The 23,194-nt window shown below is 60.8% G+C and carries 18 protein-coding genes; 7 read left to right on the top strand and 11 right to left on the bottom strand.

Features of this window, described 5'->3' with window-relative positions:
• Window positions 1-34: 34 nt before the first annotated feature.
• Both radA and serB read right to left on the bottom strand, forming a co-directional pair.
• The gene (gene radA, locus I6N93_RS14820) at window positions 35-1,420 is read right to left on the bottom strand and encodes a DNA repair protein RadA (RefSeq protein WP_085690087.1); all 1,386 of its coding nucleotides are present in this window, start codon (window positions 1,418-1,420) and stop codon (window positions 35-37) included.
• 20 nt (window positions 1,421-1,440) lie between these two features.
• Window positions 1,441-2,418, bottom strand: coding sequence for a phosphoserine phosphatase (gene serB / locus I6N93_RS14815; RefSeq protein ID WP_085690089.1), 978 nt, complete (start codon window positions 2,416-2,418; stop codon window positions 1,441-1,443).
• Window positions 2,419-2,558: 140 nt separating this feature from the next.
• On the opposite strand from serB, the gene I6N93_RS14810 reads away from it, so the two are divergent.
• The 7 genes from I6N93_RS14810 (at window position 2,559) to I6N93_RS14780 (ending at window position 10,056) form a co-directional block, all read left to right on the top strand.
• Window positions 2,559-3,239: a YtjB family periplasmic protein gene (locus I6N93_RS14810; RefSeq protein WP_085690091.1), complete on the top strand. Its 681-nt coding sequence runs from the start codon at window positions 2,559-2,561 to the stop codon at window positions 3,237-3,239.
• Window positions 3,240-3,429: 190 nt separating this feature from the next.
• Complete coding sequence (gene prfC / locus I6N93_RS14805) at window positions 3,430-5,019, top strand: peptide chain release factor 3 (RefSeq protein WP_085690093.1); 1,590 nt, start codon at window positions 3,430-3,432, stop codon at window positions 5,017-5,019.
• A gap of 396 nt (window positions 5,020-5,415) precedes the next feature.
• The gene (osmY, locus tag I6N93_RS14800; protein WP_085690095.1) at window positions 5,416-6,033 is read left to right on the top strand and encodes a molecular chaperone OsmY; all 618 of its coding nucleotides are present in this window, start codon (window positions 5,416-5,418) and stop codon (window positions 6,031-6,033) included.
• A 242-nt stretch (window positions 6,034-6,275) separates the two neighbouring features.
• Window positions 6,276-6,437: a DUF1328 family protein gene (locus tag I6N93_RS14795; protein ID WP_085690097.1), complete on the top strand. Its 162-nt coding sequence runs from the start codon at window positions 6,276-6,278 to the stop codon at window positions 6,435-6,437.
• Window positions 6,438-6,715: 278 nt separating this feature from the next.
• Window positions 6,716-7,540, top strand: coding sequence for a TatD family hydrolase (locus I6N93_RS14790; protein ID WP_085690099.1), 825 nt, complete (start codon window positions 6,716-6,718; stop codon window positions 7,538-7,540).
• A 425-nt stretch (window positions 7,541-7,965) separates the two neighbouring features.
• Window positions 7,966-9,243, top strand: coding sequence for a NupC/NupG family nucleoside CNT transporter (locus tag I6N93_RS14785; RefSeq protein ID WP_085690101.1), 1,278 nt, complete (start codon window positions 7,966-7,968; stop codon window positions 9,241-9,243).
• 90 nt (window positions 9,244-9,333) lie between these two features.
• Complete coding sequence (locus I6N93_RS14780; RefSeq protein ID WP_085690103.1) at window positions 9,334-10,056, top strand: 4'-phosphopantetheinyl transferase family protein; 723 nt, start codon at window positions 9,334-9,336, stop codon at window positions 10,054-10,056.
• Between the two features lie 195 nt (window positions 10,057-10,251).
• Here I6N93_RS14780 and I6N93_RS14775 read toward each other — a convergent pair whose 3' ends face one another.
• The 9 genes from I6N93_RS14775 to atzF all read right to left on the bottom strand — a co-directional run bounded on the left by I6N93_RS14775 (window position 10,252) and on the right by atzF (window position 23,156).
• On the bottom strand, window positions 10,252-11,154 hold the full coding sequence (locus tag I6N93_RS14775) for an SAM-dependent methyltransferase (protein ID WP_085690105.1): 903 nt from the start codon (window positions 11,152-11,154) through the stop codon (window positions 10,252-10,254).
• Window positions 11,155-11,538: 384 nt separating this feature from the next.
• Window positions 11,539-12,237, bottom strand: a complete 699-nt coding sequence (gene urtE, locus I6N93_RS14770; RefSeq protein ID WP_085690107.1) for an urea ABC transporter ATP-binding subunit UrtE — start codon at window positions 12,235-12,237, stop codon at window positions 11,539-11,541.
• Window position 12,238: 1 nt separating this feature from the next.
• Window positions 12,239-13,030, bottom strand: a complete 792-nt coding sequence (urtD, locus tag I6N93_RS14765) for an urea ABC transporter ATP-binding protein UrtD (RefSeq protein ID WP_085690109.1) — start codon at window positions 13,028-13,030, stop codon at window positions 12,239-12,241.
• Entirely contained in the window at window positions 13,023-14,099 is a 1,077-nt protein-coding gene (urtC, locus tag I6N93_RS14760; protein WP_085690111.1) for an urea ABC transporter permease subunit UrtC, read from the bottom strand. Before urtC ends, urtD begins: the two co-directional genes overlap by 8 nt.
• Window positions 14,099-15,664 carry an urea ABC transporter permease subunit UrtB gene (gene urtB, locus I6N93_RS14755; protein WP_112103811.1) on the bottom strand — a complete coding sequence of 522 codons (1,566 nt, stop codon included), beginning with the start codon at window positions 15,662-15,664 and terminating at the stop codon, window positions 14,099-14,101. The genes urtC and urtB overlap by 1 nt, the downstream gene beginning before the upstream one ends.
• Before the next feature lie 68 nt (window positions 15,665-15,732).
• A complete protein-coding gene (gene urtA, locus I6N93_RS14750) occupies window positions 15,733-17,001 on the bottom strand; it encodes an urea ABC transporter substrate-binding protein (RefSeq protein WP_085689669.1) in 1,269 nt (422 codons plus the stop codon).
• A gap of 12 nt (window positions 17,002-17,013) precedes the next feature.
• Window positions 17,014-17,730, bottom strand: a complete 717-nt coding sequence (locus I6N93_RS14745; protein ID WP_176222565.1) for a GntR family transcriptional regulator — start codon at window positions 17,728-17,730, stop codon at window positions 17,014-17,016.
• Window positions 17,731-17,739: 9 nt separating this feature from the next.
• A complete protein-coding gene (uca, locus tag I6N93_RS14740; RefSeq protein ID WP_085689665.1) occupies window positions 17,740-21,357 on the bottom strand; it encodes an urea carboxylase in 3,618 nt (1,205 codons plus the stop codon).
• A gap of 2 nt (window positions 21,358-21,359) precedes the next feature.
• Window positions 21,360-23,156: an allophanate hydrolase gene (gene atzF, locus I6N93_RS14735; protein ID WP_085689663.1), complete on the bottom strand. Its 1,797-nt coding sequence runs from the start codon at window positions 23,154-23,156 to the stop codon at window positions 21,360-21,362.
• Window positions 23,157-23,194 lie beyond the last annotated feature (38 nt).

Below are 23,194 nucleotides of genomic sequence, written 5' to 3'. Positions count from 1 at the left end.
CAGCGGCCGGGTCACAATCCAAAGCTATCTGCCGTTACAGCTCATCCAGAATGGCGAGCGCGTCCGCCAGCTTTTTGACGCCGAACACCTGCATGTTGGCCAGCGGCTTCTTGGGCATGTTGGCGAAAGGCACGATCGCTCGCTTGAAACCATGTTTGGCGGCCTCGGCAATCCGCTCCTGTCCGCTCGGTACCGGCCTGATCTCGCCCGCCAATCCGACTTCGCCGAAGACCACCAGATCCTGCGGCAGCGGGCGATCGCGCAGGCTGGAGACCAGCGACAGCAGTAGCGCCAGGTCGGCGCTGGTTTCGGTGACCTTCACTCCGCCCACGACGTTGACGAAGACGTCCTGGTCCGACATCTGCAGGCCGCCGTGGCGATGCAGTACCGCCAGCAGGATCGCCAGGCGATTCTGCTCCAGTCCGACCGCGACCCGCCGAGGGTTCGCCATCATGGAGTGATCCACCAGCGCCTGAATCTCCACCAGCAGCGGGCGGGTGCCTTCCCATACCACCATCACTGAACTGCCGGAGGTGATCTCATCGCCCCGGCTCAGGAAAATAGCCGATGGGTTGCTGATTTCACGCAGCCCCTGTTCCGTCATAGCGAAAACGCCCAGTTCATTGACGGCGCCGAAACGGTTTTTATGGCTGCGCAGCGTGCGGAAACGGGAGTCCGCATCGCCGTCCAGCAGTACGGAACAGTCAATGCAGTGTTCCAGCACCTTCGGGCCGGCCAGAGAGCCGTCTTTGGTGACGTGCCCGACCATTACGATTGCGACGCCACGAGTTTTAGCGAAGCGGGTCAGGTAGGCGGCGGTTTCACGTACCTGAGATACGCTGCCCGGCGAAGATTGGATATCGGACAGGTGCATCACCTGAATGGAGTCGATAACCATCAGCTTCGGCTGTTCCTGCTCGGCGATCAGGCAGATCTGCTCGATGCTGGTTTCCGACAGCATATTGAGATTCTGTGCGGGAAGGCCGAGCCGGTGCGCGCGCATCGCGACCTGCTGCAACGACTCTTCGCCAGTCACGTACAGGGTTTTCATCTGTTCGGACAGTTTGCACAGCGTTTGCAGCAGCAGGGTACTTTTGCCGGCGCCGGGGTTACCACCGATCAAAATGGCGCTGCCGGGCACGACGCCGCCGCCCAGCACCCGGTCGAACTCCTGAAAGCCGGTGGAGAAGCGCGGTAGCGCCTCGAGGCTGATGTCCGACAGCTTCTGGACCCGGCTGACCCCGGCGCTGTCGCCCGCATAGCTGGCGAAGCGGTCGCTGCGTGCTGACGAGGGCGCGGCCGCCAGACGGACTTCCGTGATGGTATTCCAGGCCTGACAGGCGCTACATTGCCCCTGCCAGCGCGGATAATCAGCGCCGCATTCATTGCAGACGAAGGCGCGTTTAGCGGCTTTTGCCACGGTTTACCTCACTTCTTTATTTAACGTTGTTCGTGTCGCAGACTGCCGCTGAGAATACACAGCACGCCGGTCAGGTCCGCATAGCGGATGCTGGTCGCCGTTTGCGCATAGACCTTGGGTTTCGCGTGATAGGCGATCCCGAGCCCTGCGGCCTTTATCATCAGAAGATCGTTGGCGCCGTCGCCGATGGCGATCGTCTGCTCTAACGGGATCTCTAGCTTGTCGGCCAACTGTCGCAGGGTATCCGCCTTATATTGGGCGTCGACGATCGGGCCTTCCACGTCGCCCGTCAGCTTGCCGTCGCGCATCCCCAGGGTATTGGCGACCGCGGCCACCAGATTCAGTTTCGAGCGCAGATGATCGGCGAAAAAGGTAAATCCCCCGGAGGCGATCGCCAGATGCCAACCGGCCTCCTGCAGCTGTTTGACCATTTGTTCCAGACCGGGCATCAGCGGGAGCGTGTCGCGCACCCGCAGCAGGATATTCGCATCCGCGCCTTTTAGTGTGCCTACGCGCTCGCGCAGGCTGGAAGAGAAATCCAGATCGCCTTGCATAGCACGTTCGGTGATCGCCGCCACCCGATCGCCCACGCCCGCCAGGCTGGCGATTTCGTCGATACACTCGATCTGGATCGCCGTGGAGTCCATATCCATGACCAGCAAACCGGGCGACCGCAGCGTCGGGTGATTACCCATCGCCGCCACATCCAGCCCCAGCGTATGCGCCGACTCGGCGATATGCGGCGTCAGAATGCCCGCCAGTCGAACGACCTGATAGCCGCCTACGCTCCAGGCGCTGACGATGACCATCGGTTCATCCAGCAGGCGCTGCATACGGGATAACGCGTTTTTGTCAAGCGCGTCGCCGTAGAGCAGCCAGCCGGTGTTGCCCGCCCGATAGTCCAGCGGCATGACTTCGTCACCGCTGAGCGACAGCGGCAAATTGGGCCAGCAATTGATCTCAACGGGCAGATCGCGGTAGGTCAAACGGTTCGACATGGGGTAAATCCTTTCCTGCGGGTGTTGTGTTGACGATGTAGAACGGTCATAAAGAGGACAATGATAAAACAACGCAACAAGCTATCCTATCGTCAACGCTTCTGGCAACATTAAACTCTCCAAATCGCTCAGGTGTTCCCATGGTTCGGGCTCGTTTGAAATTTCGCTTACATCGCACGGCTATAGTGCTGATCTGTCTGGCGTTGCTGGTGATCCTTATGCAGGGATCGTCGTACTTCAGCCTCAGTCACCAAATGGCTCGTTCTGAGCAGGTTGAAGAGCTGACGCGTACCTTGACCCGTCAGGTCGCGTTCAGCCTGACCCCCCTGCTGGAAGGCAATGACGACAACAGTCAGCGGATCCACGACGTGTTACGGAATCTGACCGATCGCAGCCGGATTCTGGACGCGGGCATCTATGCGCTGGACGGCACGCTGATATCACAGGCCGGGGAGCAAATCCCTTTACGCGATCGGCTGGCGCTGGACGGCAATCGGGCCGGAAGCTACTTCAACCATCAGTTGGTTGAACAGATTAACGGCAAAGACGGGCCGATTGGCTTTCTCCGCGTGACGCTGGATACCCACGTGCTGGAGACCGAAGCCAAGCAGGTGGACAACACGACCAACATCCTGCGGCTGATGATCCTGCTGGCGCTGGCCATCGGCATCATTCTCGCGCGGACGCTGTTGCAGCACCGTCGTTCCCGCTGGCAGCAGTCGCCCTATCTGTTGACCGCCAACACGCCGGTCGAGGACGACGATCCGGACAGCGACGACGAGGGCGGAGATGTTCCGAGAGAGTCCGACTCACGCCGCTGAACGAAAGGTTCGTCGTCGATGTTGGGCGGATAAACGGTAAAGAAAAGGCGCGTCTTTCAGTCACCGATTGTTTATGACCGGTAAATCAGAGAAAATGCGCCGCTTAACGATCGATTTCCGCTCTGCCTGACGTGACATCGCTGCGATCTGATGCTGACGCCGGGTGCTAACCTGAAGAAGCCTGAACAACATGTCTCCAAGTGAATTTGCCCGCGAAGTCTCGAAACGCCGGACTTTTGCCATTATTTCCCATCCTGACGCCGGTAAAACCACCATCACGGAAAAGGTTTTGCTGTTCGGACAGGCGATCCAGACCGCCGGTACGGTAAAAGGCCGCGGCTCTAACCAGCACGCCAAATCCGACTGGATGGAAATGGAAAAACAGCGTGGTATCTCCATCACGACGTCCGTGATGCAGTTCCCGTATCGGGATAGCCTGGTCAATCTGCTGGATACGCCGGGGCATGAAGACTTCTCGGAAGATACTTACCGTACCCTGACCGCCGTCGACTGCTGTTTAATGGTGATCGATGCCGCGAAAGGGGTGGAAGATCGTACTCGCAAACTGATGGACGTTACCCGCCTGCGCGATACCCCGATTCTGACCTTTATGAACAAGCTTGACCGCGACATTCGCGATCCGATGGAGCTGCTGGATGAAGTGGAAAGCGAGCTGAACATCGCCTGTTCGCCCATCACCTGGCCTATCGGCTGCGGCAAGCTGTTTAAAGGGGTCTATCACCTTTATAAAGATGAAACCTACCTCTATCAGCGCGGGATGGGGCACACCATCCAGGAACTGCGCGTTATCAAAGGGCTGGATAATCCCGAACTGGATATCGCGGTCGGCGAAGAGCTGGCGGCCCAGCTGCGCGAAGAGCTGGAATTGGTGCAGGGCGCTTCCAACGAGTTTGAAGAAGAGGCTTTCCTGAGCGGCGATTTGACGCCGGTCTTCTTCGGCACAGCGCTGGGTAACTTCGGCGTGGACCACATGCTGGACGGGCTGGTCGACTGGGCGCCGACGCCGATGCCGCGTAAAACCAACGTGCGTGAAGTGGTCGCGTCGGAAGAGAAATTTACCGGCTTTGTCTTCAAGATCCAAGCCAATATGGACCCGAAACACCGTGACCGCGTCGCTTTCATGCGCGTCGTGTCGGGTAAATATGAGAAAGGAATGAAGCTGCGTCAGGTACGGATCGGCAAAGATGTGACGATCGCGGACGCGCTGACCTTCATGGCGGGCGACCGTTCCCACGTGGAAGAGGCTTATCCCGGCGACATCATCGGCCTGCATAACCACGGCACCATCCAGATAGGCGATACGTTTACGCAAGGCGAGGACATGAAGTTCACCGGTATTCCGAACTTTGCCCCTGAACTGTTCCGTCGCATTCGCCTGCGCGATCCGTTGAGGCAGAAACAACTGCTGAAAGGCTTGGTTCAGCTGTCCGAAGAGGGCGCGGTGCAGGTATTCCGTCCGTTGATCAACAACGATCTGATCGTAGGCGCGGTAGGGGTACTGCAGTTTGATGTGGTCGTGGCCCGTCTGAAGACGGAGTACAACGTGGAAGCGGTTTATGAGTCGGTCAACGTCTCGACTGCGCGCTGGGTTGAATGCGGCGACGTCAAAAAGATGGAAGAGTTTAAGCGTAAGAATGAGCAACATCTGGCGTTGGACGGCGGCGATAACCTGACCTACGTGGCTCCCACGATGGTAAACCTGAATCTGACTCAGGAACGTTACCCTGACGTACAGTTCCATAAAACGCGGGAACATTAATTGCCTGCCTAGGATCCGCTGAGATGACTCAAGCCAGGCTAATGCCTGGTTTTTTCTTTTTCTTGATGCATTTCAAATAATTAATGCTCTCCTCCTTGATATCAGGAGTCGTTTTACCGCACGGATAAATCTGAAACTCTCTAATTTGCTGTCTTTTTCATCACGTTGCCTGGGCTTTTATCCGTAGTCAGCTATAGTTAACTATGAATGCAATATTTCTAGTTTGTTTCACTGTTAATTTAACGAGGTATAGCGAGTTATATTGAAGTGGCGGTTATTTTCGGCATGACAATCTATCTGGTGACCAATGCTGGCTCCGACGCGCCAGCCCCGTGATTGACTCTATATGAGCACATTCCGTGCAGTGGAACAGTGGCAACAAAAAGGAAGATCTAGATGAAAAAGACCAAGATTGCACAATCAGTAATGGCCGTTGTTCTGGGGACTATGTTGCTGGGCGCTCAGGCGATGGCAGAAGAAACGTTCAGTCAGAAAGTGAAGAACGTGGCCGACACCACTGGACAGAAAGTCGATAGCTCCATGACGTCTGCTGGAAATTATCTGGATGACAGCACGATCACCGCCAAGGTGAAAAGCGCGCTGCTGGAAGATAAAACCATCGATAGCGGCGACATTTCCGTCGCGACGTCCAAAGGCATCGTGACTCTGAGCGGTTTTGTCGCCAGTCAGGCTCTTTCTACGCAGGCGGTCAGCATTGCGAGCAAGACCGAGGGCGTGAAGTCCGTCAGCGATAAGCTGCAGGTTAGAGATGAAAAAGGTTCCCAGACCGTCGGCGCCTATGCCGGAGACACGGTAACCACCAGCAAAATCAAAGCGAAGTTCTTGGCGGACAGCATCGTTCCGTCTCGCAATATCAAGGTTGAAACGCATGACGGCATTGTGCAGCTAACCGGTCAGGTTTCGACGGCCGCGCAGTCTGCCCAGGCGGAAAGCTTGGCCAAGGCGGTCGAAGGGGTCAAAAGCGTCAAGAATGACCTGACGGTTGAATCCTAATTCAGCTTCGGGTTAGGCCGTTCCTCGGATAACCCGCGCGATCGCACCCGCGCGGCGGTCATTTCGCCGCCGCGCCTGTCAGGACGACTCACCGACGGTATCTTCGCTCAGGGAAGCTTCGGCGCCATCAAACCAATGGGCGCGGTTTCGGGCTCATGACTCTGCCCCGTCGGATAGCCGCATGGCGTCCCATGGCGCCGGCTGCAACGTCATTTTAATCACCAGATATTGAAGGAGAGCGTATGTTTCGTTGGGGTATTATTTTTCTGATTGTGGCGCTGATCGCCGCCGCGCTGGGTTTCGGCGGACTGGCGGGTGCAGCGGCGAGCGCAGCTAAAATCGTCTTCGTGATCGGTATCATTCTGTTCTTGGTCAGTCTCTTTATGGGACGCAGGCGTCCATAGCGATAGCGGCATTCGTTTGCCGCTGTTCAGTTTGTTCTCTATCTCGTCTTTTAACGTCGGCCCGGCATCTGCAAAGATGCGCGGGCCGGTTTTATATCCGACGGATAACTGCCCTTCAAGGGGCGGCATCCCGATGGGACTGCGCGCTCCATCGCACTCACCGCGGCTCCCGTTCGATAAAAGGCGGATGGTCAGGCCTGTTGCAGGAGCATGACGCAGAGGCCCGGTAACTGTTATCCTCACTTCCTCTCATTCAGCGTGAAGGCCGCATTTTGCTTATGCCGGGTTCCGAACCAACTGCCAGCCAGACCGACCAGCGCCCCCACGCGCCGGGTCCGCTGATAGATACCCACTGTCATTTTGACGTTCCATTGTTTCTGGATGACGAGTCTGACAGCGTGCGACGCGCTCAGGACGCGGGCATCACCGATATCATCATCCCCGCGGTGGACGCCCATCACTTCGATCTCATCCTGCAACTCGCACAACGGTGGCCTGGCCTGCATGCGGCGCTGGGATTGCACCCGTTATATATCGATCGTCATGACGAAGAGGATGTGGCGTTGCTGGATGCCCGGTTGCAGTCACATCGTGAAGACGTGGTAGCGGTGGGTGAGATAGGGTTAGATCTTTACATGGATAACCCACAATTCGACCGCCAGTGCCATTTTCTCGGCGAACAACTGGCGCTGGCTCGCCGTCACGATCTGCCGGTGATCCTGCACTCCCGGCGCACTCACGACCGTCTGGCGGCGATACTTCGGCGATGCCCGCTGCCGCGCACGGGCGTTGTACACGGTTTTTCAGGCAGCTATGAGCAGGGGATGGCGTTTATCCGGCTGGGCTTTTATATCGGTGTTGGCGGTACGATCACTTATCCGCGCGCCGATAAAACGCGCAAAGCGATAGCGCGATTGCCGCTGGAATTCCTGTTGCTGGAGACGGATGCGCCGGATATGCCGGTATCGGGCCATCAGGGAGCGCCCAATCGGCCCGAACGTATTGCCGATGTTTTCTGGTCGCTCTGCGAGCTGCGGGAAGAAACTCCGATACAATTAGTCGCGGCCCTGGCGGCGAATTCGAGGCGTTTATTTCAGTTTTAAGCGAAAGACACACGCATCAGGTCAATGGGTAAATCCTAATAACATGTTATATATGACGGAAAATTCACGTCAGGTTTGATAATGCCGGAATAGTCACTTTTTTATTCCCGCCAGACTTATTCATTTTCTCTTCTGATCCACTCCGTTCCCTGCCGCAAGATGACGTTTTATTGTTTTATGACAATAGGTAACGTGATGAATGGTGAGTAGAAAGAGGGTGAGTGATGCGCTTTTATCCAGATATATACAATATTTCAGAATATTTGACGTTTTTATTCATTTAATGTTGTATGCGTCGTTGATTGCTGCCGATATGCCTTTTGTCGACCCACTTCTCCGTTTGTTCAGTCTTCTAAAGATAAGGGACACTCTGGCAGTAGCACATGCTTTCTTGTTTATTACCTTCTCTACTAAAGGGATTTTCCATGGAAATATTAATGAGTCTGGTGGGGATGTCCGTATTAATCCTGGTCGGAATCATGTTGTCTAACAACCGTAAGGCAATCAATGTTCGCACGGTCGTAGGCGCTTTTTTGATCCAAATCTGTATTGGCGTATTGGCGCTATATGTTCCCCTGGGGCGTCAGGTTCTAGCCAGTATTACTTCCGGCGTAGGCAACGTCATCGCCTACGGCAATGACGGGATCGCTTTTATGTTCGGCGGTCTGGCCTCGGACAAAATGTTCGAGATTTTCGGCGGCGGTGGTTTTGTCTTTGCGCTGCGGGTATTGCCGATGATCGTGTTTTTCTCCTCCCTGATCGCGGTGCTGTACTACCTCGGCATCATGCAGTGGGTCGTCCGCCTGCTGGGCGGCAGTCTGCGGCTGCTGTTGCGGACGTCGCGCACTGAATCTCTCTCCGCTACCGCGAATATTTTTGTCGGCATGACGGAGGCGCCGTTAGCGGTGCGTCCCTATATTGCGGGTATGACGCAATCCGAACTGTTTGCCGTCATGTGCGGCGGTCTGGCCTCTATCTCTGTCTCCGTTCTTGCGGGTTATGCGCAGATGGGCGTGCCGTTGGAGTATCTGATCGCCGCTTCCTTTATGGCCGCGCCGGGGAGTTTGCTATTTGCAAAGCTGATGATGCCGGAAACGGAACAGACGCACGACCGCAATACGGTTCAGAATTTCGATGGCGAAGAACAAAAACCGGGCAACGTGATCGATGCGGCGGCGGGCGGTGCGGCATCGGGTTTACATCTGGCGTTAAATGTTGGCGCAATGTTACTGGCTTTTATCGCCTTGATTGCTTTACTTAACGGTATCCTCAGCGGAATTGGAGGCTGGTTTGATTATCCGCAGCTGTCCCTGGAGCTGGTCCTGGGCTGGATTTTTGCACCTGTGGCATTTCTGATCGGCGTGCCGTGGAGTGAAGCGACCATTGCCGGCTCGTTCATCGGTCAGAAGCTGGTTGTTAATGAATTTGTGGCCTATTTGAATTTGAGCCCCTACCTCAAGCCTGACGATATTGTTGCGGCCTCCGGTTTACAGGTGCTGTCTACACACACTAAAGCGATTGTCTCGTTTGCACTGTGCGGCTTCGCCAATTTGTCTTCTATCGCCATTCTCATCGGCGGCCTGGGCAGCATGGCCCCGAATAGACGACAGGACATTGCCCGCTTCGGAATGAAAGCCATTGCGGCAGGAACGCTATCTAATCTGATGAGCGCCAGTATCGCCGGTTTCTTTCTGGCTTTGTGAGCCGTGTTTTACAGGGAGGTAGCGCTGCTGCTTCTCTGTTCTGTGAACTAGTGGTACATGCACTATGTTCCGCTTTGAGAGTTAACGAATATGCTTTCTGTTTTTATAGAAGATATAGAGTGGGTGACGTTCCACCAGGCGGATAGCGAAGCTATTTACCCTGGGGTAGGGGCTCGCTGTCATTTCTCCCTGCGGACTTACCGTGATGATTTATTCTTTCGTGCGGAGATCCCTTTCACAGCAGAAATTGCGCGCTCGGTGCCTAAGCGTCGGGCTGAGTATCTGGCCGGACGTTATCTCGCCCGCCGGGTGCTGGAACGTCTGGGAGTTGAGCGATACACATTGAAAAACGGCGAGGATCGTTCGCCGCAGTGGCCGGACTTTATCGTCGGGTCATTGAGCCACAACGCAGACTGCGCGCTCTGCGCGGCGCATGTGCGCCAGGACACGGCCTCCTACGTCGGATTGGATGTCGAGACGGTTATGAGCGAAGAGCGGGCGAACAGCCTGTGGCCAGGCATCATCAACGATGAAGAGTTTGACTGGCTGCATGAGGCTTTCCCCGGCCACTTCTCGACGTTGCTGACGCTGGCGTTCTCCGCCAAAGAAAGTTTGTATAAAGCGCTGTATCCACAGGTGAAGCACTATTTTGATTTTCTGGATGTCAAAATTGTGACGCTGGACAGCGTCCGGCACACCTTCACGCTGGAACTGTTGTGCGACCTGTCGCCTGACTTCCTGACGGGGCGGCGCTTTAGCGGGACGTATCAACTGAGAGAGCAGGACGTGATAACGTTTATTTATCATCAATAATGGATAACGACGCGGTCGAAAAAAGCCTTTCACCGGGCGGAGAACCCGATCGTCATCGCCGGCCGTGACCTATCCCGTCTGCGCGATGCGCCCGGAAGCGGCGGTTACGACGCGCGGTTTCGCTTATTCAACGCGCCAGAGCCGCCCGACGAAGCAGGTTGACGGACCGGGGCCCGTCATCACCCGGAAGACCCTTTAGCCTTTTTCGGCCAGCACCGTGGGGAACAGACCGGCGTGGTCATTAATGACGCGGATATTCCTGAAACCTGCCTGGGTCAGTTGCTGCAACGTGGTCTTTTCGGTGCGCAACGCGTTCCATTTCGTACCGATGACCTGCATGAAAAGACATTTCTGCAGGCGCAGCAGCGCCGGATCCAGCCGTTCCATTTTCCAGCTGGAGTCGCTCGTTAGGAACGGCGGGGGGGTCATAAAGCTGGTGACAAGGGTGCCTCCTTTCTTCAGCGCGCGGTAAAAAAGGGCGTAAAGCTCCGTCACTCTCTCATCGCTGGATTCATAAATTGTTAATCCATTGCTGGTCAGCACGTCGAATTCCTCCGTGAATGTCATCTGCCAGGCATCGCCTTCAATCAGCGTTGTATTCGCCAGAACGCCTTTTTGCTCCGCGAGGGCGCGGGCCTGCGCCAGCGCGGCTTCGTCCATATCGATACCGACCAGCCGAACATTTTTCGCCCCGGCGAGATTCAGCAAATCGGTCATCAGGCCGCAGGGAACGGATGCCATCGCTCCGCCGGGCATCAATCGTTTTTGCAGTTCCCGGCAAAAGATGCCGTAGCGCTCCCGGGTCGCCAGTGTGGCGGGCAGTTGCGTAAAGAGAATGCGCTCCAGCGGATGCAGTTCACGCGGATGCTCCGGCGTCCACGTCACCAGTTCATTCGTCCAGAAAGCATCCAGCCCTTTGTTAAGGATTAAAAATCTACCCAGCGGAAATTCACAAAGCTGGTCAAAAAGGCTCAGGAGTTCGCCGACCGGCGCATCGTCCAGATCGCCGCGCGTTTCTATACGCCGGCGCTCAGCCAAGAGGACCGCCCCGTGATCCGCATCAGTGCGGCCGGCATGAGAAAGCATCGAATTTTTCATAAAATCTTCCTGATAAGGTGATAAAAGCGATCAATCTTCCCCGATGAAGGAAAAGCCGAATCCCGCATCCCTACTGGTAGCCTGCGTCGCGAGCGGGGGTCGAGAGACAGGCGCGCGCCGTTTGTGCTCCTGCGCCCTGCGAATAATAAAGAAGGCCGCCGTGTTTATCTAAAAAAAATCAGCGCGGATCAGCGAGACGCCGCCATCTCAGGTAAACGCCGACTTCTATAGGGAAGAGATATGGGGGGCGAAGCGGGTACGCCACCTCGACGTTGCCCCGACGCCCGCGCGGTCGACGGCGAGAAAAGCGTTCCGAACGCGGATTGGACATGGCGTCAGACGGCCGCCCGCCGCCTTGGGAGGGCGGCGGCGATCCTCGAGCCGCTATATCGCGACCAGCCGGCGAACGCCGTCTTGCTCCATATCCGTCCCCAGACCTCGTTGGACAATTTCTCCCCGTGACATGACCAGATAGCGGTCGGCCAGCTCCGCTGCAAAGTCATAAAACTGCTCGACCAATAAAATGCCCATCTCGCCCTGCTGGGCCAACTGGCGGATTACGGCGCCGATCTCCTTGATCACGGAAGGCTGGATGCCCTCGGTCGGTTCATCGAGGATCAGCAATCGCGGCCGGCAGGCCAGAGCGCGGCCGATCGCCAGCTGCTGTTGCTGGCCGCCGGAAAGATCGCCGCCCCGCCGCGCCTTCATCTCGCCCAGCACGGGAAACAGCCGGTAGATCTCTTCCGGCACCGATCTGGCCTGCGCGCCGGAGAAGCGCGCCAGCCCCATCAGCAGATTCTCTTCCACCGTCAGGCGTGAAAATATCTCCCGCCCCTGCGGCACATAGGCGATGCCGGCCTGCACCCGCTGATGCGGTTTACGGTGGTTGATGAGGCGATCCTGCCAGCGGATCTCGCCGGATTTGGCTGGGATCAGGCCCATCAGGCATTTGAGCAGCGTCGTTTTCCCCACGCCGTTGCGCCCCAGCAGACAGGTGATTTCGCCGGGCCGGGCCTCGAACGACAGGCCGCGCAGGATATGGCTGCCGCCGTAATATTGATTCAGTTCCGATACCTGCAACATGTCAGCGCCCCAAATAAACGTCGATAACCCGATCGTCCGCCTGCACTTCGCGCAACGACCCCTCGGCCAGCACCTGGCCCTGATGCAGCACGGTGACGCGGTCGGCGATGGTTTCGACGAAGCCCATATCGTGCTCCACCACCATCAGCGAATGTTTGCCGGCCAGACCGCGAAACAGCTCCGCGGTGTATTCGGTCTCGGCATCGGTCATGCCGGCCGCCGGCTCGTCGAGCAGCAGCAGATGCGGCTCCTGCACCAACAGCATGCCGATTTCGAGGAACTGTTTCTGGCCGTGCGACAGTAACCCGGCTTTGCGCCCGCGCGCCGCGTCGAGCCGCAACAGCGTCAGCGTCTCGTCAATGCGGTCCCGCTGATCGCCGTTCAGCCGCGCGCGCAGGCTGGCCCAGACGGATTTATCGTTTTTCAGCGCGATTTCGAGGTTTTCGAACACCGTCAGCGCTTCGAACACCGTGGGTTTCTGGAACTTGCGGCCGATGCCCGAACGCGCGATCTCCACCGGCGACAGCCGGGTCAGATCGGTGTGCTGATCGAAGATCGCCTGACCGGCGTCCGGCCGCGTTTTGCCGGTGATCACATCCATCAGGGTGGTTTTTCCCGCGCCGTTGGGACCGATGACGCAGCGCAGTTCGCCGACGCCGATCTGCAACGACAGATCGGTCAGCGCCCGGAAACCGTCGAACGAGACGTTAATGTTCTCAAGCTGCAACACCGGGTCATGTTGACGGCGGAAACGGTCCGCCGGAAGCGATTGGGTAAACAGGGATTCAGTCATCACGCCTCCTGCGCAACAGGCCGATGACGCCACGCGGCAGAAACAGCGTGACCAGGATAAACATCAGGCCGAGGAAGAACAGCCAGTATTCGGGAAACGCCATGGTGAACCAGCTCTTGGCGCCGTTGACGATACCGGCGCCGAGCAGCGGGCCGATCAGCGTGCCGCGTCCGCCGAGCGCCACCCAGATGGCGGCTTCGATGGAGTTGGTCGGCGACATCTCGCTGGGGTTGATGATGCCGACCTGCGGGACATACAGCGCGCCCGCCAGCCCGCACAGCACCGCCGAGAGCGTCCAGACGAACAGCTTGAAGCCGAGGGGATCGTACCCGACGAACATCAGCCGGTTTTCCGCGTCGCGCACCGCCGTCAGCACCCGGCCGAACTTGCTGCGCGCCAGCGCGAAGCCGATGCCGAGGCTGGTCAGCAGCAACAGCACGGTGGCGACGAACAGCCCGATGCGCGTGCCGGTGGCGGTGATGTCGAAACCGAGCAGGGTGGTGAAGCCGGTAAATCCGTTATTGCCGCCGAAGCCGGTTTCGTTGCGGAAAAACAGCAGCATCCCGGCGTAGGTCAGCGCCTGCGTCATGATCGAGAAGTAGACGCCTTTGATTTTCGAACGGAAGGCGAAAAAGCCGAACACCAGCGCCAGCATGCCGGGCGTCAGCATAATCAGGCACAGCGCCCAGGCGAAATGCTGCGTGCCGGCCCAGAACCACGGCAGCTCGTTCCATGACAGAAACGACATAAACGCCGGCAGCCCCTCTCCCGCGGCCTGACGCATCAGGTACATGCCCATAGCGTAACCGCCCAGCGCAAAGAACAGCCCGTGGCCCAGCGACAGCAGCCCGGCATAGCCCCACACCAGGTCGAGCGCCACGGCGACGACGGCATAGCACAGAATTTTGCCGACCAGCGTCAGCGTATAGGTGGATATCGCCAGCGGATGGCCGGCGGGCAGCAGCGCGCAGAACGGCATGATCAGCAGCGCCAGCGCCGTCAGGACGCCGAGGGCGTAGGTCAGACGCGGCGCTTTGCGCGCCAGCGTCAAAGTCAGCGGCAGGCTCATCAGTCAATCACCCTCCCTTTCACGGCGAACAGGCCCTGCGGACGCTTCTGGATAAACAGAACGATCAGCACCAGGATCAGAATTTTGCCCAGCACCGCGCCGATCTGCGGTTCCAGCACTTTGTTGAGGATGCCGAGGCCAAAGGCGGCCGCCACGGTGCCCGCCAGCTGGCCGATGCCGCCCAGCACCACCACGAGGAAGGAGTCGATGATGTAGCCCTGTCCGAGTTCCGGGCCGACGTTGCCCAACTGCGACAGCGCCACGCCGCCGAGTCCGGCGATGCCGGAGCCGAGGCCGAACGCCAGCATGTCGACGCGGCCGGTGGGGACGCCGCAGCAATCCGCCATGGCGCGATTCTGCGTCACGGCGCGCACGTTGAGCCCGAGACGGGTTTTGTTCAGCAGCAGCCAGGTAAGGCCCAGCACCGCAAACACGAACAGGATCACCGCGATGCGGTTGAACGGCAGCACCAGATTGGGCAGCACCTGCAGCCCGCCGGACAGCCAGGCGGGGTTGGCGACTTCCAGATTCTGCGCGCCGAACAGCACGCGCACCAGTTGGATCAGCATCAGACTAATGCCCCAGGTGGCGAGCAGGGTTTCCAGTGGCCGGCCGTACAAATGGCGGATGACGGCGCGCTCCAGCGCCATGCCCATCGCCGCCGTGATCAAAAAGGCCGCGGGCAGCGCCAGCAGCGGATACCAGGCCAGCCACTGAGGCGCGAACTGCTGGAACAGCGACTGCACCAGCCAGGCGGCGTAAGCCCCCAGCATCAGCATTTCGCCGTGCGCCATATTGATCACCCCGAGCAGGCCGTAGGTGATCGCCAGACCGAGGGCGGCCAGCAGCAGGATCGAACCGAGCGACAGGCCGGTGAACGCCTGACCGAGCAGCTCGCCCCACATCAGGCGCTGTTCGATTTGCCGCAGGCTCTCGGCGGCGGCGGCGCGCACGTCGGCGTCGGGCTCGTCGGCGGCCTGCGTCAGACGTTGCAGCCGGGACTGCGTCGCGGGGTGGCTCGATTCGCCCAGCTGTTTCACCGCCTGCAGCCGTACCGCGGCATCCGGGCTGGCGAGTTGCAGATTGGCGGCCGCCAGCGCCAGCGCGGCCCGCACCCGGTCGTCGGTTTCGCCGGTCAACCGTCGTTCGATCACCGGCAACTGGTCGGCCGCGCCCGCGTTTTGCAACTGCTGCGCGGCGCGCAGACGCATCGCCGGGTCATCGCTGACCAACTGATGCGCGGCGAGCGCATTGGCAATCAGCACGCGCAGGCGGTTGTTCATAAACAGCTTTTTGGTGTCGCCGCTCGGCTGCGGCGCGGCGTCGAGGGGCGTGAAGACGTTGCCCTGCCTGCTGAAAGGCTGTGTGTTCTGGTCGATGAACACGGATTCGCGGCGCAGCGCCTCCAGCAACGGCAGGCGGTCGGCCTGCGGCGCGGCGGCCCACTGTTCAAGCAGCGCGGCCTGCTGGGCGCGGCCGGCGGCGGCGAACTCCGCGCCGTCTCCCGCCCGCGCCAGCCAGGGCAGCAGCAGCAACAGCGCGCAGAAATAGCGGTGGATTTTCATGGTGGTGGCCCCGTTGGGATGCGCGGGGAACGGCCCTGACTCCGACAGCGGGAGAAGGGCCGCGCCGCTTACTTGGTTGATTTCACCGGAGAGTCGGGTTTCTGGTCGTTGCCCGCGATATAGGGGCTCCACGGCTGGGCGCGAACCGGTTTGTCGGTCTGCCACACCACGTTGAACTGGCCGTTCTCTTCCACTTCGCCAATCATCACCGGCTTATGCAAATGGTGATTGGTCGCGTCCATGGTCAGGGTGAAGCCGCTCGGGGCATCGAAGGTCTGTCCCGCCATCGCCGCCCGCACCTTGTCTACGTCCGTGGTGCCGGCTTTCTCGACGGCCTGCGCCCACATATGGATGCCGACGTAGGTGGCCTCCATCGGATCGTTGGTCACGACGGTGCCGGCGTTCGGCAGGTTATGGGCCTTGGCGTAGGCGCGGTAGTCCGCCACGAACTTGGCGTTGGTCGGGTTATCGACGGACTCGAAATAGTTCCAGGCGGCCAACTGACCGACCAGCGGTTTGGTGTCGATGCCGCGCAGCTCCTCTTCGCCGACCGAGAACGCCGCGACGGGGATATCGGTCGCCTTAATGCCTTGATTCGCCAGTTCTTTATAGAACGGGACGTTGGAGTCGCCGTTGATGGTGGAGACCACCGCGCTCTTGCCCTCGGCCGCGAATTTCTTGATGTCGGACACGATGGTCTGATAATCGCTGTAGCCGAACGGGGTATAGACTTCCTGAATATCTTTATCCTGTATGCCTTTCGTGTGCAGGAATGCGCGCAGGATCTTGTTGGTGGTGCGCGGATACACGTAGTCGGTACCCAGCAGGAAGAAGCGCTTGGCGCCGCCGCCGTCTTCGCTCATCAGGTATTCCACGGCCGGAATGGCCTGCTGGTTCGGCGCCGCGCCGGTGTAGAACACGTTCGGCGACATCTCCTCGCCCTCATACTGCACCGGGTAGAACAGCAGGCCGTTCAGCTCCTCGAACACCGGCAGCACCGACTTGCGCGAGACCGAGGTCCAGCAGCCGAACACTACCGCCGCCTTATCCTGCGTCAGCAACTGGCGCGCTTTCTCGGCGAACAACGGCCAGTTCGAGGCCGGGTCGACCACCACCGGCTCCAGCTTTTTGCCCAGCACGCCGCCTTTGGCGTTGATTTCATCAATGGTCATCAGCGCCACGTCCTTCAGCGGCGTCTCCGAGATCGCCATGGTGCCGGAAAGCGAATGCATGATCCCCACCTTGATGGTGTCGGCGGCCTGAACCCCCCAGGACAGGCCCATGCCTATCACAGTGGCGGAGAGTGCGAAAACCTTAAGCAGCGAACGTCTTTTCATCGTCTAACCCTCTCAATAGGTATTGTTTTGTTCAACGGGGTGAAGCCTGGCCTGCTGTAGCATGTGCAAGGTGATCTTTCTGACCTCCGCCTTGCTTTCAGCGATGTGGGTGGTCAGCATGCGCTGCGCCTCCTCGGTCTGTTGCCGGAAGATCGCCTGTAAAATCCGGGCGTGCTCGCGGTAGGTCGCATCGATACGGTCTTCGCGCGTGAAGTCGAGACGGCGGATGATGCGGATTTTTTCGGTCAGCTCGGTGTGGATGCGCGTCATCTCCCGGTTGCCGGTGGCGCTGACCAGCGTGATGTGAAAACGTTCATCCTGCAGCGAAACCGCCTTGCCGTCCTCCCGGCGCGCCTCGTCGATCCAGAAGGCTTTCAGCTCGGCGAGCGTTTTCGCGCACTGCGCCGGCGGCAGCGCGCACAGGCGACGCACCGCCTCGCGCTCCAGCAGGGTGCGCAGGTCGTACAGCTCTTCGAAATATTCGAAATCGAAGGGCCTGACCTGCCAGCCGCTGCGGAACCACACCTCGACATAACCTTCGCGCTCCAGCCTGAACAGGGCCTGACGCACCGGAGTGCGGCTCACCGCCATGCGTTCGGCGATTTCGCTCTCGGTGAAACGGTCGCCGGGCATCAGGCGGAATTCGAAAATGTCCTGCTTCAACGCCTGATAAACCTTTTCGGCCAGCGGTTCCGGACGGGCTTTGCCGCGTTGCGTGGGGGTCGTCATCATCGCTCCTTATTCCAGCCACAGCAGGACATCGCCCGGATTTACCGGACGGCCCGCCTGACAGGCTATGCGTTTAACCGTGCCGCTCCGGGGAGCGGCGATCGCCAGTTCCATCTTCATCGCCTCGACGATGATGAGCGTCTGTCCGGCCTCGACCACGTCGCCCGGCCGTACCTGGACTTTCCAGATATTGCCGCTGACGTCGGCGCAGACCGAAAAAGCGTTCTCATCCACACCGGCTATTTCCGCGGGAGGCCGATCGGCGGCGGCGTCAACGGTCTCTTCCTCTTTCCAGAGCGCCACCTCGCGCGTGAAAGCCTCGGCCTGACGTTCACGGAACGCCGCGATGGACGCGGCGTTGTCGGCAAGGAACCGCTGATGCGCCGCGAAGTCGAACACGGTCTCTTCGATGCGAATGCGCGCGCGGCCCTCGCGGAAATCGTCGCGCAGCTGCGTCAGCGCGTCTTCCGTCACCGGATAAAAACGCACCTGATCGAAGAAGCGCAGCAGCCACGGCGCGTCGGCGGCGAACTGATCGTTTTTCAGGAATTTGTTCCAGATGGGCAGCGTGCGGCCGACCAACTGATAGCCGCCGGGCGAGTCCATGCCGTAGATGCACATATACATGCCGCCGATGCCGACGGTGCCCTCGGCGGTGAAGGTGCGGGCCGGGCTGTATTTGGAACTCAGCAGGCGATGACGGGGATCGATCGGCACCGCGCACGGCGCGCCGAGATAGACGTCGCCGAGGCCCAGGATCAGGTAGCTGGCGTCGAACAGCGTGTCGCGCACGGCCTCGCGGCGGTCCAATCCGTTGATGCGCTGGATAAAGTCGACGTTGTTCGGCAGCCAGGGCGCATTGGCGCGCACGGTTTCCCGGTAGCGCTCCACCGCGCCGAGCGTGGCGCTGTCTTCGAAGGCCATGGGCAGCCAGACGATACGCGACGGCACCTTCAGCTCACCGACGTCGCCCAGCGTGGCTTCCAACGCCAGCAGCAGGGCGATCAGACGACGCTGGCTCAGGATGGCGCCGTCGTAGCGCACCTGCAGCGAGCGCACGCCGGGCGACAGTTCTTCCACGCCGGGCGTCGCCCGTTCGCGCAGCTGGTTCATCAGCAGATGCACGCGCAGGCGCAGCGCCAGGTCCAGCACATTGTCGCCGTACTCCACCAGCACATAGCCGTCGCCCGCCTGACGATAGGCGACCGCCGGCGTCGTTTGCGTGGCCGGCAGCGCCGCCAGCAGGGTGGCGCTGCCCGTCTCGTCCGCCGCCAGCGACGGCGGGGCAAAGGACGGAACGGGGCAGGCGCGCAGCGTGTTGATGCACCGCGTCTGCGCCTGCTCCAGCGCCACGGCCTCCTCGATGCCGATGGGATAAAAGCGAATACGATCGCCCGGTTTCACCTGACCGACCTTCCACAGCTCGGCCCTGGCGATGGTCACCGGACAGACGAAACCGCCGAGGCTCGGGCCGTCCCGGGTCAGGATCACCGGGAAGTCGCCGGTGAAGTTGACCGCGCCGATGGCGTATTCGCAGTCATGCACGTTGGACGGGTGCAAGCCGGCCTCGCCGCCGTCGGCGCGCGTCCAGGTGGGTTTGGGGCCGACCAGACGCACGCCGAGGCGGTTGGAGTTGTAGTGGACCTGCCAGTCGCTGGCGAAGAAGTCGTCGATCGCGTCCTGAGTGAAAAAGTCCGGAGCGCCGTGCGGGCCGTACAACACGCCGATGCGCCACTCGTCGCCGTAGTGCGGCGTCAGCGCGCGATCCAGCGGTTGCGGGTCGCCGACCGGCGCGGGCGTAGTGCAGGCGGCCAGCTGAGGCTGCGAGATCGGCAGCATATCGGCGACCCGCAGGGGGCGGCCGGCGTGTCCGCCGAACTGGCCGAGGGCGAAGGTGGAACGGCTGCCGAGATACTCCGGCACATCGATGCCGTTGCGGACGGCGAGATAGGTGCGGCAGCCCGACTGCGCGCGGCCGAGCGTCAGGGTCTGTCCCGCCCTGACGTCGACCGGCCGCCAGTAGGCCACCGGCGCGCCGTCTAGTTCCGCCGGGCAATCCGCGCCGGTCAGGGCGATCACCGCGTCGCAGTGAAAACGCAGCGATGGCCCCTGCAGGGTGAATTCCAGCCCTGCGGCGGCCTCATGGTTGCCGACGATGCGGTTGGCGAGGCGAAAGGCGAAATCGTCCATCGGGCCGGACGGCGGCACGCCGATATCCCAGTAGCCGAGACGGCCGGGGTAGTCCTGCACGGTGCTGAAGGTGCCGGGTTGCAGCACTTCGAGCATGCAGGCGGTCGGGGTGAAGCCGTCGAGAAAGCGGGTCCACACGTCGCCGCGGCGGAAAGCGGAGGTCGCGACAATCTGGCGCAGATAGTCGAGGTTGCTGGCGATGCCGTGCAACTGCGTGGCCGCGAGCGCCTGCCGCATTTTCGCCAGCGCCGCGTCGCGCGTGTCGGCGTGTACGATCAGCTTGGCGATCATCGGATCGTAATAGGCGGAGACCTCGGTCCCGGCGTCGATCGCGCCGTCGATGCGCACGTCGTTGGGAAAATGGACGCCGGTCAGCACGCCCGGACTCGGCTGGAAGTTTTTCAGCGGATCTTCCGCATAGAGGCGCACCTCGATCGCGGCCCCCTGCGGCGGCTGCCGCATCCGCGCCCAGTCGAGTTCGTCGCCCGCCGCAACCCGCAACATGCACTCCACCAGATCGAGGCCGGTCACGCATTCGGTCACCGGATGCTCCACCTGCAAGCGAGTGTTCACTTCGAGGAAATAGAACGCATCCTGTTCGGCGTCGTAAATGTACTCCACCGTCCCGGCGCTGCGATAGGCGACCTGCTCGCCGAGCCGCACCGCCGACGTCAGCAGCGCCTCGCGCGTGGCCGGGGGCAGATTCGGCGCCGGGGTTTCCTCCACGACTTTCTGGTTGCGGCGCTGCAGTGAACAGTCGCGCTCGCCGAGGGCGACGACCTGGCCGTTGCCGTCGCCGAAAATCTGTACCTCGACGTGGCGCGCACGGTCGATACAGCGCTCCAGAAACACGCCCGCATCGCTGAAGAACTGCTCGCCGAGGCGACGCACGCTTTCCCAGGCGTGACGCAACGCGTCGGCGTCGGCGCAGCGCGTCAGGCCGATCCCGCCGCCGCCCGCGGTGCTTTTCAGCATGACCGGATAGCCGATGTCGTCCGCGGCGCAGAGCGCGTCTTCCAGCGAGTTCAGCAGCGGCGTGCCGGGCGTCATCGGCACGCCGGCGCTTGCCGCCAGCTCACGCGCGCGGTGTTTCAGCCCGAACTCGCCGATCTGCCGTGAGGTCGGGCCGACAAAGACGATGCCCGCGTCTTCGCAGGCGGCGGCGAACGGCAGGCTTTCGGACAGAAATCCGTAGCCCGGCCAGATGGCTTCCGCGCCGGCCGCGTGCGCGGCCGCAAGAATTTTGTCGATGCGCAGATAGCTGTCGCCGGCCTTGTCGCCGCCGAGGGCCACGGCCACGTCGGCCTCTTTAACGTGCCGGGCGTTGCGGTCGGCGTCGGAATAGACGGCCACGCTGACGACGCCGAGGCGTTTCAGGGTCTTTATGGCGCGGCAGGCGATTTCACCGCGGTTGGCAATCAGTACCGTGCTGAACATGGTCATTCGCTCCTTTGCGTCGCCAGCCAGCTGCGCCAGCCGCCGAATTCAGTGATTTCCAGCGCGTGCTCCAGCGCGGCCGGCTCGCAGATAAAGCCTTTCACCACCCGTCCGTCGGCCAGCGTCAGCGAACCGATGCCGAGCGGCGCGGGGATTTCCGCCACGAACTCGCCGAAGCGCGCCAGCGGGATATCCCACAGCTCGACGGCGATGGCGGCGCCGTTGGCGGCGCGCAGCAGCCCCGGCTTCTTGATCGGCCCGTCTGGCAGGGCGAACAGCCGGTATTCGCCGGCGGTTTGCGTCTCTTCGATCAGGACCGCCTGACGCGTGGTGAGCTGATGGTTGAGCGGCATGCCGGTGAGGTGAGCGCCTACTACCGCCACGCGAACGTGTTCGACCGACGGCGGCAGCGCGGAGCGGTCTTCGGGACAGGCTTGGCCGGTCGCGCCGAGCGGCAGCGCCAGTTGCCGCTGCCAGCGCAGGCCGAATCGGGCCAGCGCGCGATCGTGCCAGGCGGGGGCGATCAGCGTGATGCCCGCAGGCAGACCGTCGTCACGGAACGGGCCCGGCAACGCCAGCGCGGCGAGATCGGCCAGGTTGGTGAAGTTGGTGTAGGAGCCGAATTGCGAGTTGTAGTGCACCGGCTCCTGCGTGATTTCTTGCCGCGTACGGATGGTCGGGGAGGTGGGCACGACAAGGGCGTCGAACGGCGCCAGCACCTGCTGGATACGGCGGGCGAGGTCGGCGCGCAAATATTCGGCCTGATAGGCTTCCACCGCGCTGTATTTTCGGCCGTTGCTGATAATGCTGAAGACGACCGGATCCATCTCCTCTGGACGGGTCAGCATCTCGCCAACTGCGGCGGTGCGTTCGGCCACCCACGGCCCGGAATAAAGCTGCTCGGCCAACTGGTGGAACGGCGCGAAATCGATCGGGTGCAGCGTGGCGCCGCTTTGCGTCAGATGTTCCAGCGCGCGGTGCCATGCCGCTTCGGCCAGTCGGTCGCCGAAAAAGTCCGGATCGGCGGGGATCGCGAAATCGGGCTGTGCTTTCATATCGGCCGGCGCGGTGCGCGGAGGACGGCGTGAATAGGCATCCTCGGCATCGTAACCGCCGGCGGCCGCGGCGACGGCGAAGGCATCTTCGACGGTGAGCGCGAACACGGACACGGTGTCATTGAGGCGGCAGGCCGGCACGACGCCGCGGGCGGAGAGCCAGCCTTTGGTCGGTTTCAGACCCACGATATTGTTGAAGCCCGCCGGCACGCGTCCGGACCCGGCGGTATCGGTGCCGAGTGAAAAGGCGACCAGCCCGCGCGCCAGCACCGACGCCGATCCGGAGCTGGAGCCGCCGCTGACGTAGTCCGGATGAAAGGTGTTTTTCACCGCGCCATACGGCGAGCGCGTGCCGACCAGGCCGGTGGCGAACTGGTCGAGGTTGGTCTTGCCTATCGCCACCGCGCCCGCGGCTTTCAATCGCGCCACCACCTCGGCGTCGCGCTCGGCGGTGTAGGCGAATGCCGGACAGGCGGCGGTGGTCGGCCAGCCCGCGACGTCGATATTGTCTTTCACGGCGAAAGGGACGCCGAACAGCGGCAGCGCTGCGGGGTCGCGCTGATAGCGGGCCAGCAGCGGGGCAATCTGCTCTTGCAACTGCGCCGGGCTGGCGAGATACAGCCAGGCGTTGTCCTGTTCATCTATCGCCGCGAGATGCGCCGCCAGCAGCGGCCCGATCTGCCGCGGGTCCTTTTGGTAGCGGCGTTGCCACGCCCGAAGCGTCAAACCTAATGTCGATGCCATAATGAATTCCAACTTGTATACAACATGGAATTCATAAA

It is taken from the genome of Lonsdalea populi (assembly GCF_015999465.1).
In the GTDB taxonomy this organism is placed as follows: domain Bacteria; phylum Pseudomonadota; class Gammaproteobacteria; order Enterobacterales; family Enterobacteriaceae; genus Lonsdalea; species Lonsdalea populi.
This window is presented reverse-complemented; position numbering and strand designations above follow the sequence as displayed.

What these genes read in the sequence shown, in the direction of transcription:
- I6N93_RS14810 (WP_085690091.1), top strand. Translation starts at nt 2,559, where the DNA reads ATGGTTCGGGCTCGTTTGAAATTTCGCTTACATCGCACGGCTATAGTG.
- I6N93_RS14795 (WP_085690097.1), top strand. Translation starts at nt 6,276, where the DNA reads ATGTTTCGTTGGGGTATTATTTTTCTGATTGTGGCGCTGATCGCCGCC.
- urtC (WP_085690111.1), bottom strand. Translation starts at nt 14,099, where the DNA reads ATGAGCCTGCCGCTGACTTTGACGCTGGCGCGCAAAGCGCCGCGTCTG.
- atzF (WP_085689663.1), bottom strand. Translation starts at nt 23,156, where the DNA reads ATGGCATCGACATTAGGTTTGACGCTTCGGGCGTGGCAACGCCGCTAC.
- urtA (WP_085689669.1), bottom strand. Translation starts at nt 17,001, where the DNA reads ATGAAAAGACGTTCGCTGCTTAAGGTTTTCGCACTCTCCGCCACTGTG.
- I6N93_RS14780 (WP_085690103.1), top strand. Translation starts at nt 9,334, where the DNA reads ATGCTTTCTGTTTTTATAGAAGATATAGAGTGGGTGACGTTCCACCAG.
- I6N93_RS14775 (WP_085690105.1), bottom strand. Translation starts at nt 11,154, where the DNA reads ATGAAAAATTCGATGCTTTCTCATGCCGGCCGCACTGATGCGGATCAC.
- urtB (WP_112103811.1), bottom strand. Translation starts at nt 15,664, where the DNA reads ATGAAAATCCACCGCTATTTCTGCGCGCTGTTGCTGCTGCTGCCCTGG.
- I6N93_RS14785 (WP_085690101.1), top strand. Translation starts at nt 7,966, where the DNA reads ATGGAAATATTAATGAGTCTGGTGGGGATGTCCGTATTAATCCTGGTC.
- uca (WP_085689665.1), bottom strand. Translation starts at nt 21,357, where the DNA reads ATGTTCAGCACGGTACTGATTGCCAACCGCGGTGAAATCGCCTGCCGC.
- I6N93_RS14745 (WP_176222565.1), bottom strand. Translation starts at nt 17,730, where the DNA reads ATGACGACCCCCACGCAACGCGGCAAAGCCCGTCCGGAACCGCTGGCC.
- prfC (WP_085690093.1), top strand. Translation starts at nt 3,430, where the DNA reads ATGTCTCCAAGTGAATTTGCCCGCGAAGTCTCGAAACGCCGGACTTTT.
- urtD (WP_085690109.1), bottom strand. Translation starts at nt 13,030, where the DNA reads ATGACTGAATCCCTGTTTACCCAATCGCTTCCGGCGGACCGTTTCCGC.
- I6N93_RS14790 (WP_085690099.1), top strand. Translation starts at nt 6,716, where the DNA reads ATGCCGGGTTCCGAACCAACTGCCAGCCAGACCGACCAGCGCCCCCAC.
- urtE (WP_085690107.1), bottom strand. Translation starts at nt 12,237, where the DNA reads ATGTTGCAGGTATCGGAACTGAATCAATATTACGGCGGCAGCCATATC.
- osmY (WP_085690095.1), top strand. Translation starts at nt 5,416, where the DNA reads ATGAAAAAGACCAAGATTGCACAATCAGTAATGGCCGTTGTTCTGGGG.
- serB (WP_085690089.1), bottom strand. Translation starts at nt 2,418, where the DNA reads ATGTCGAACCGTTTGACCTACCGCGATCTGCCCGTTGAGATCAATTGC.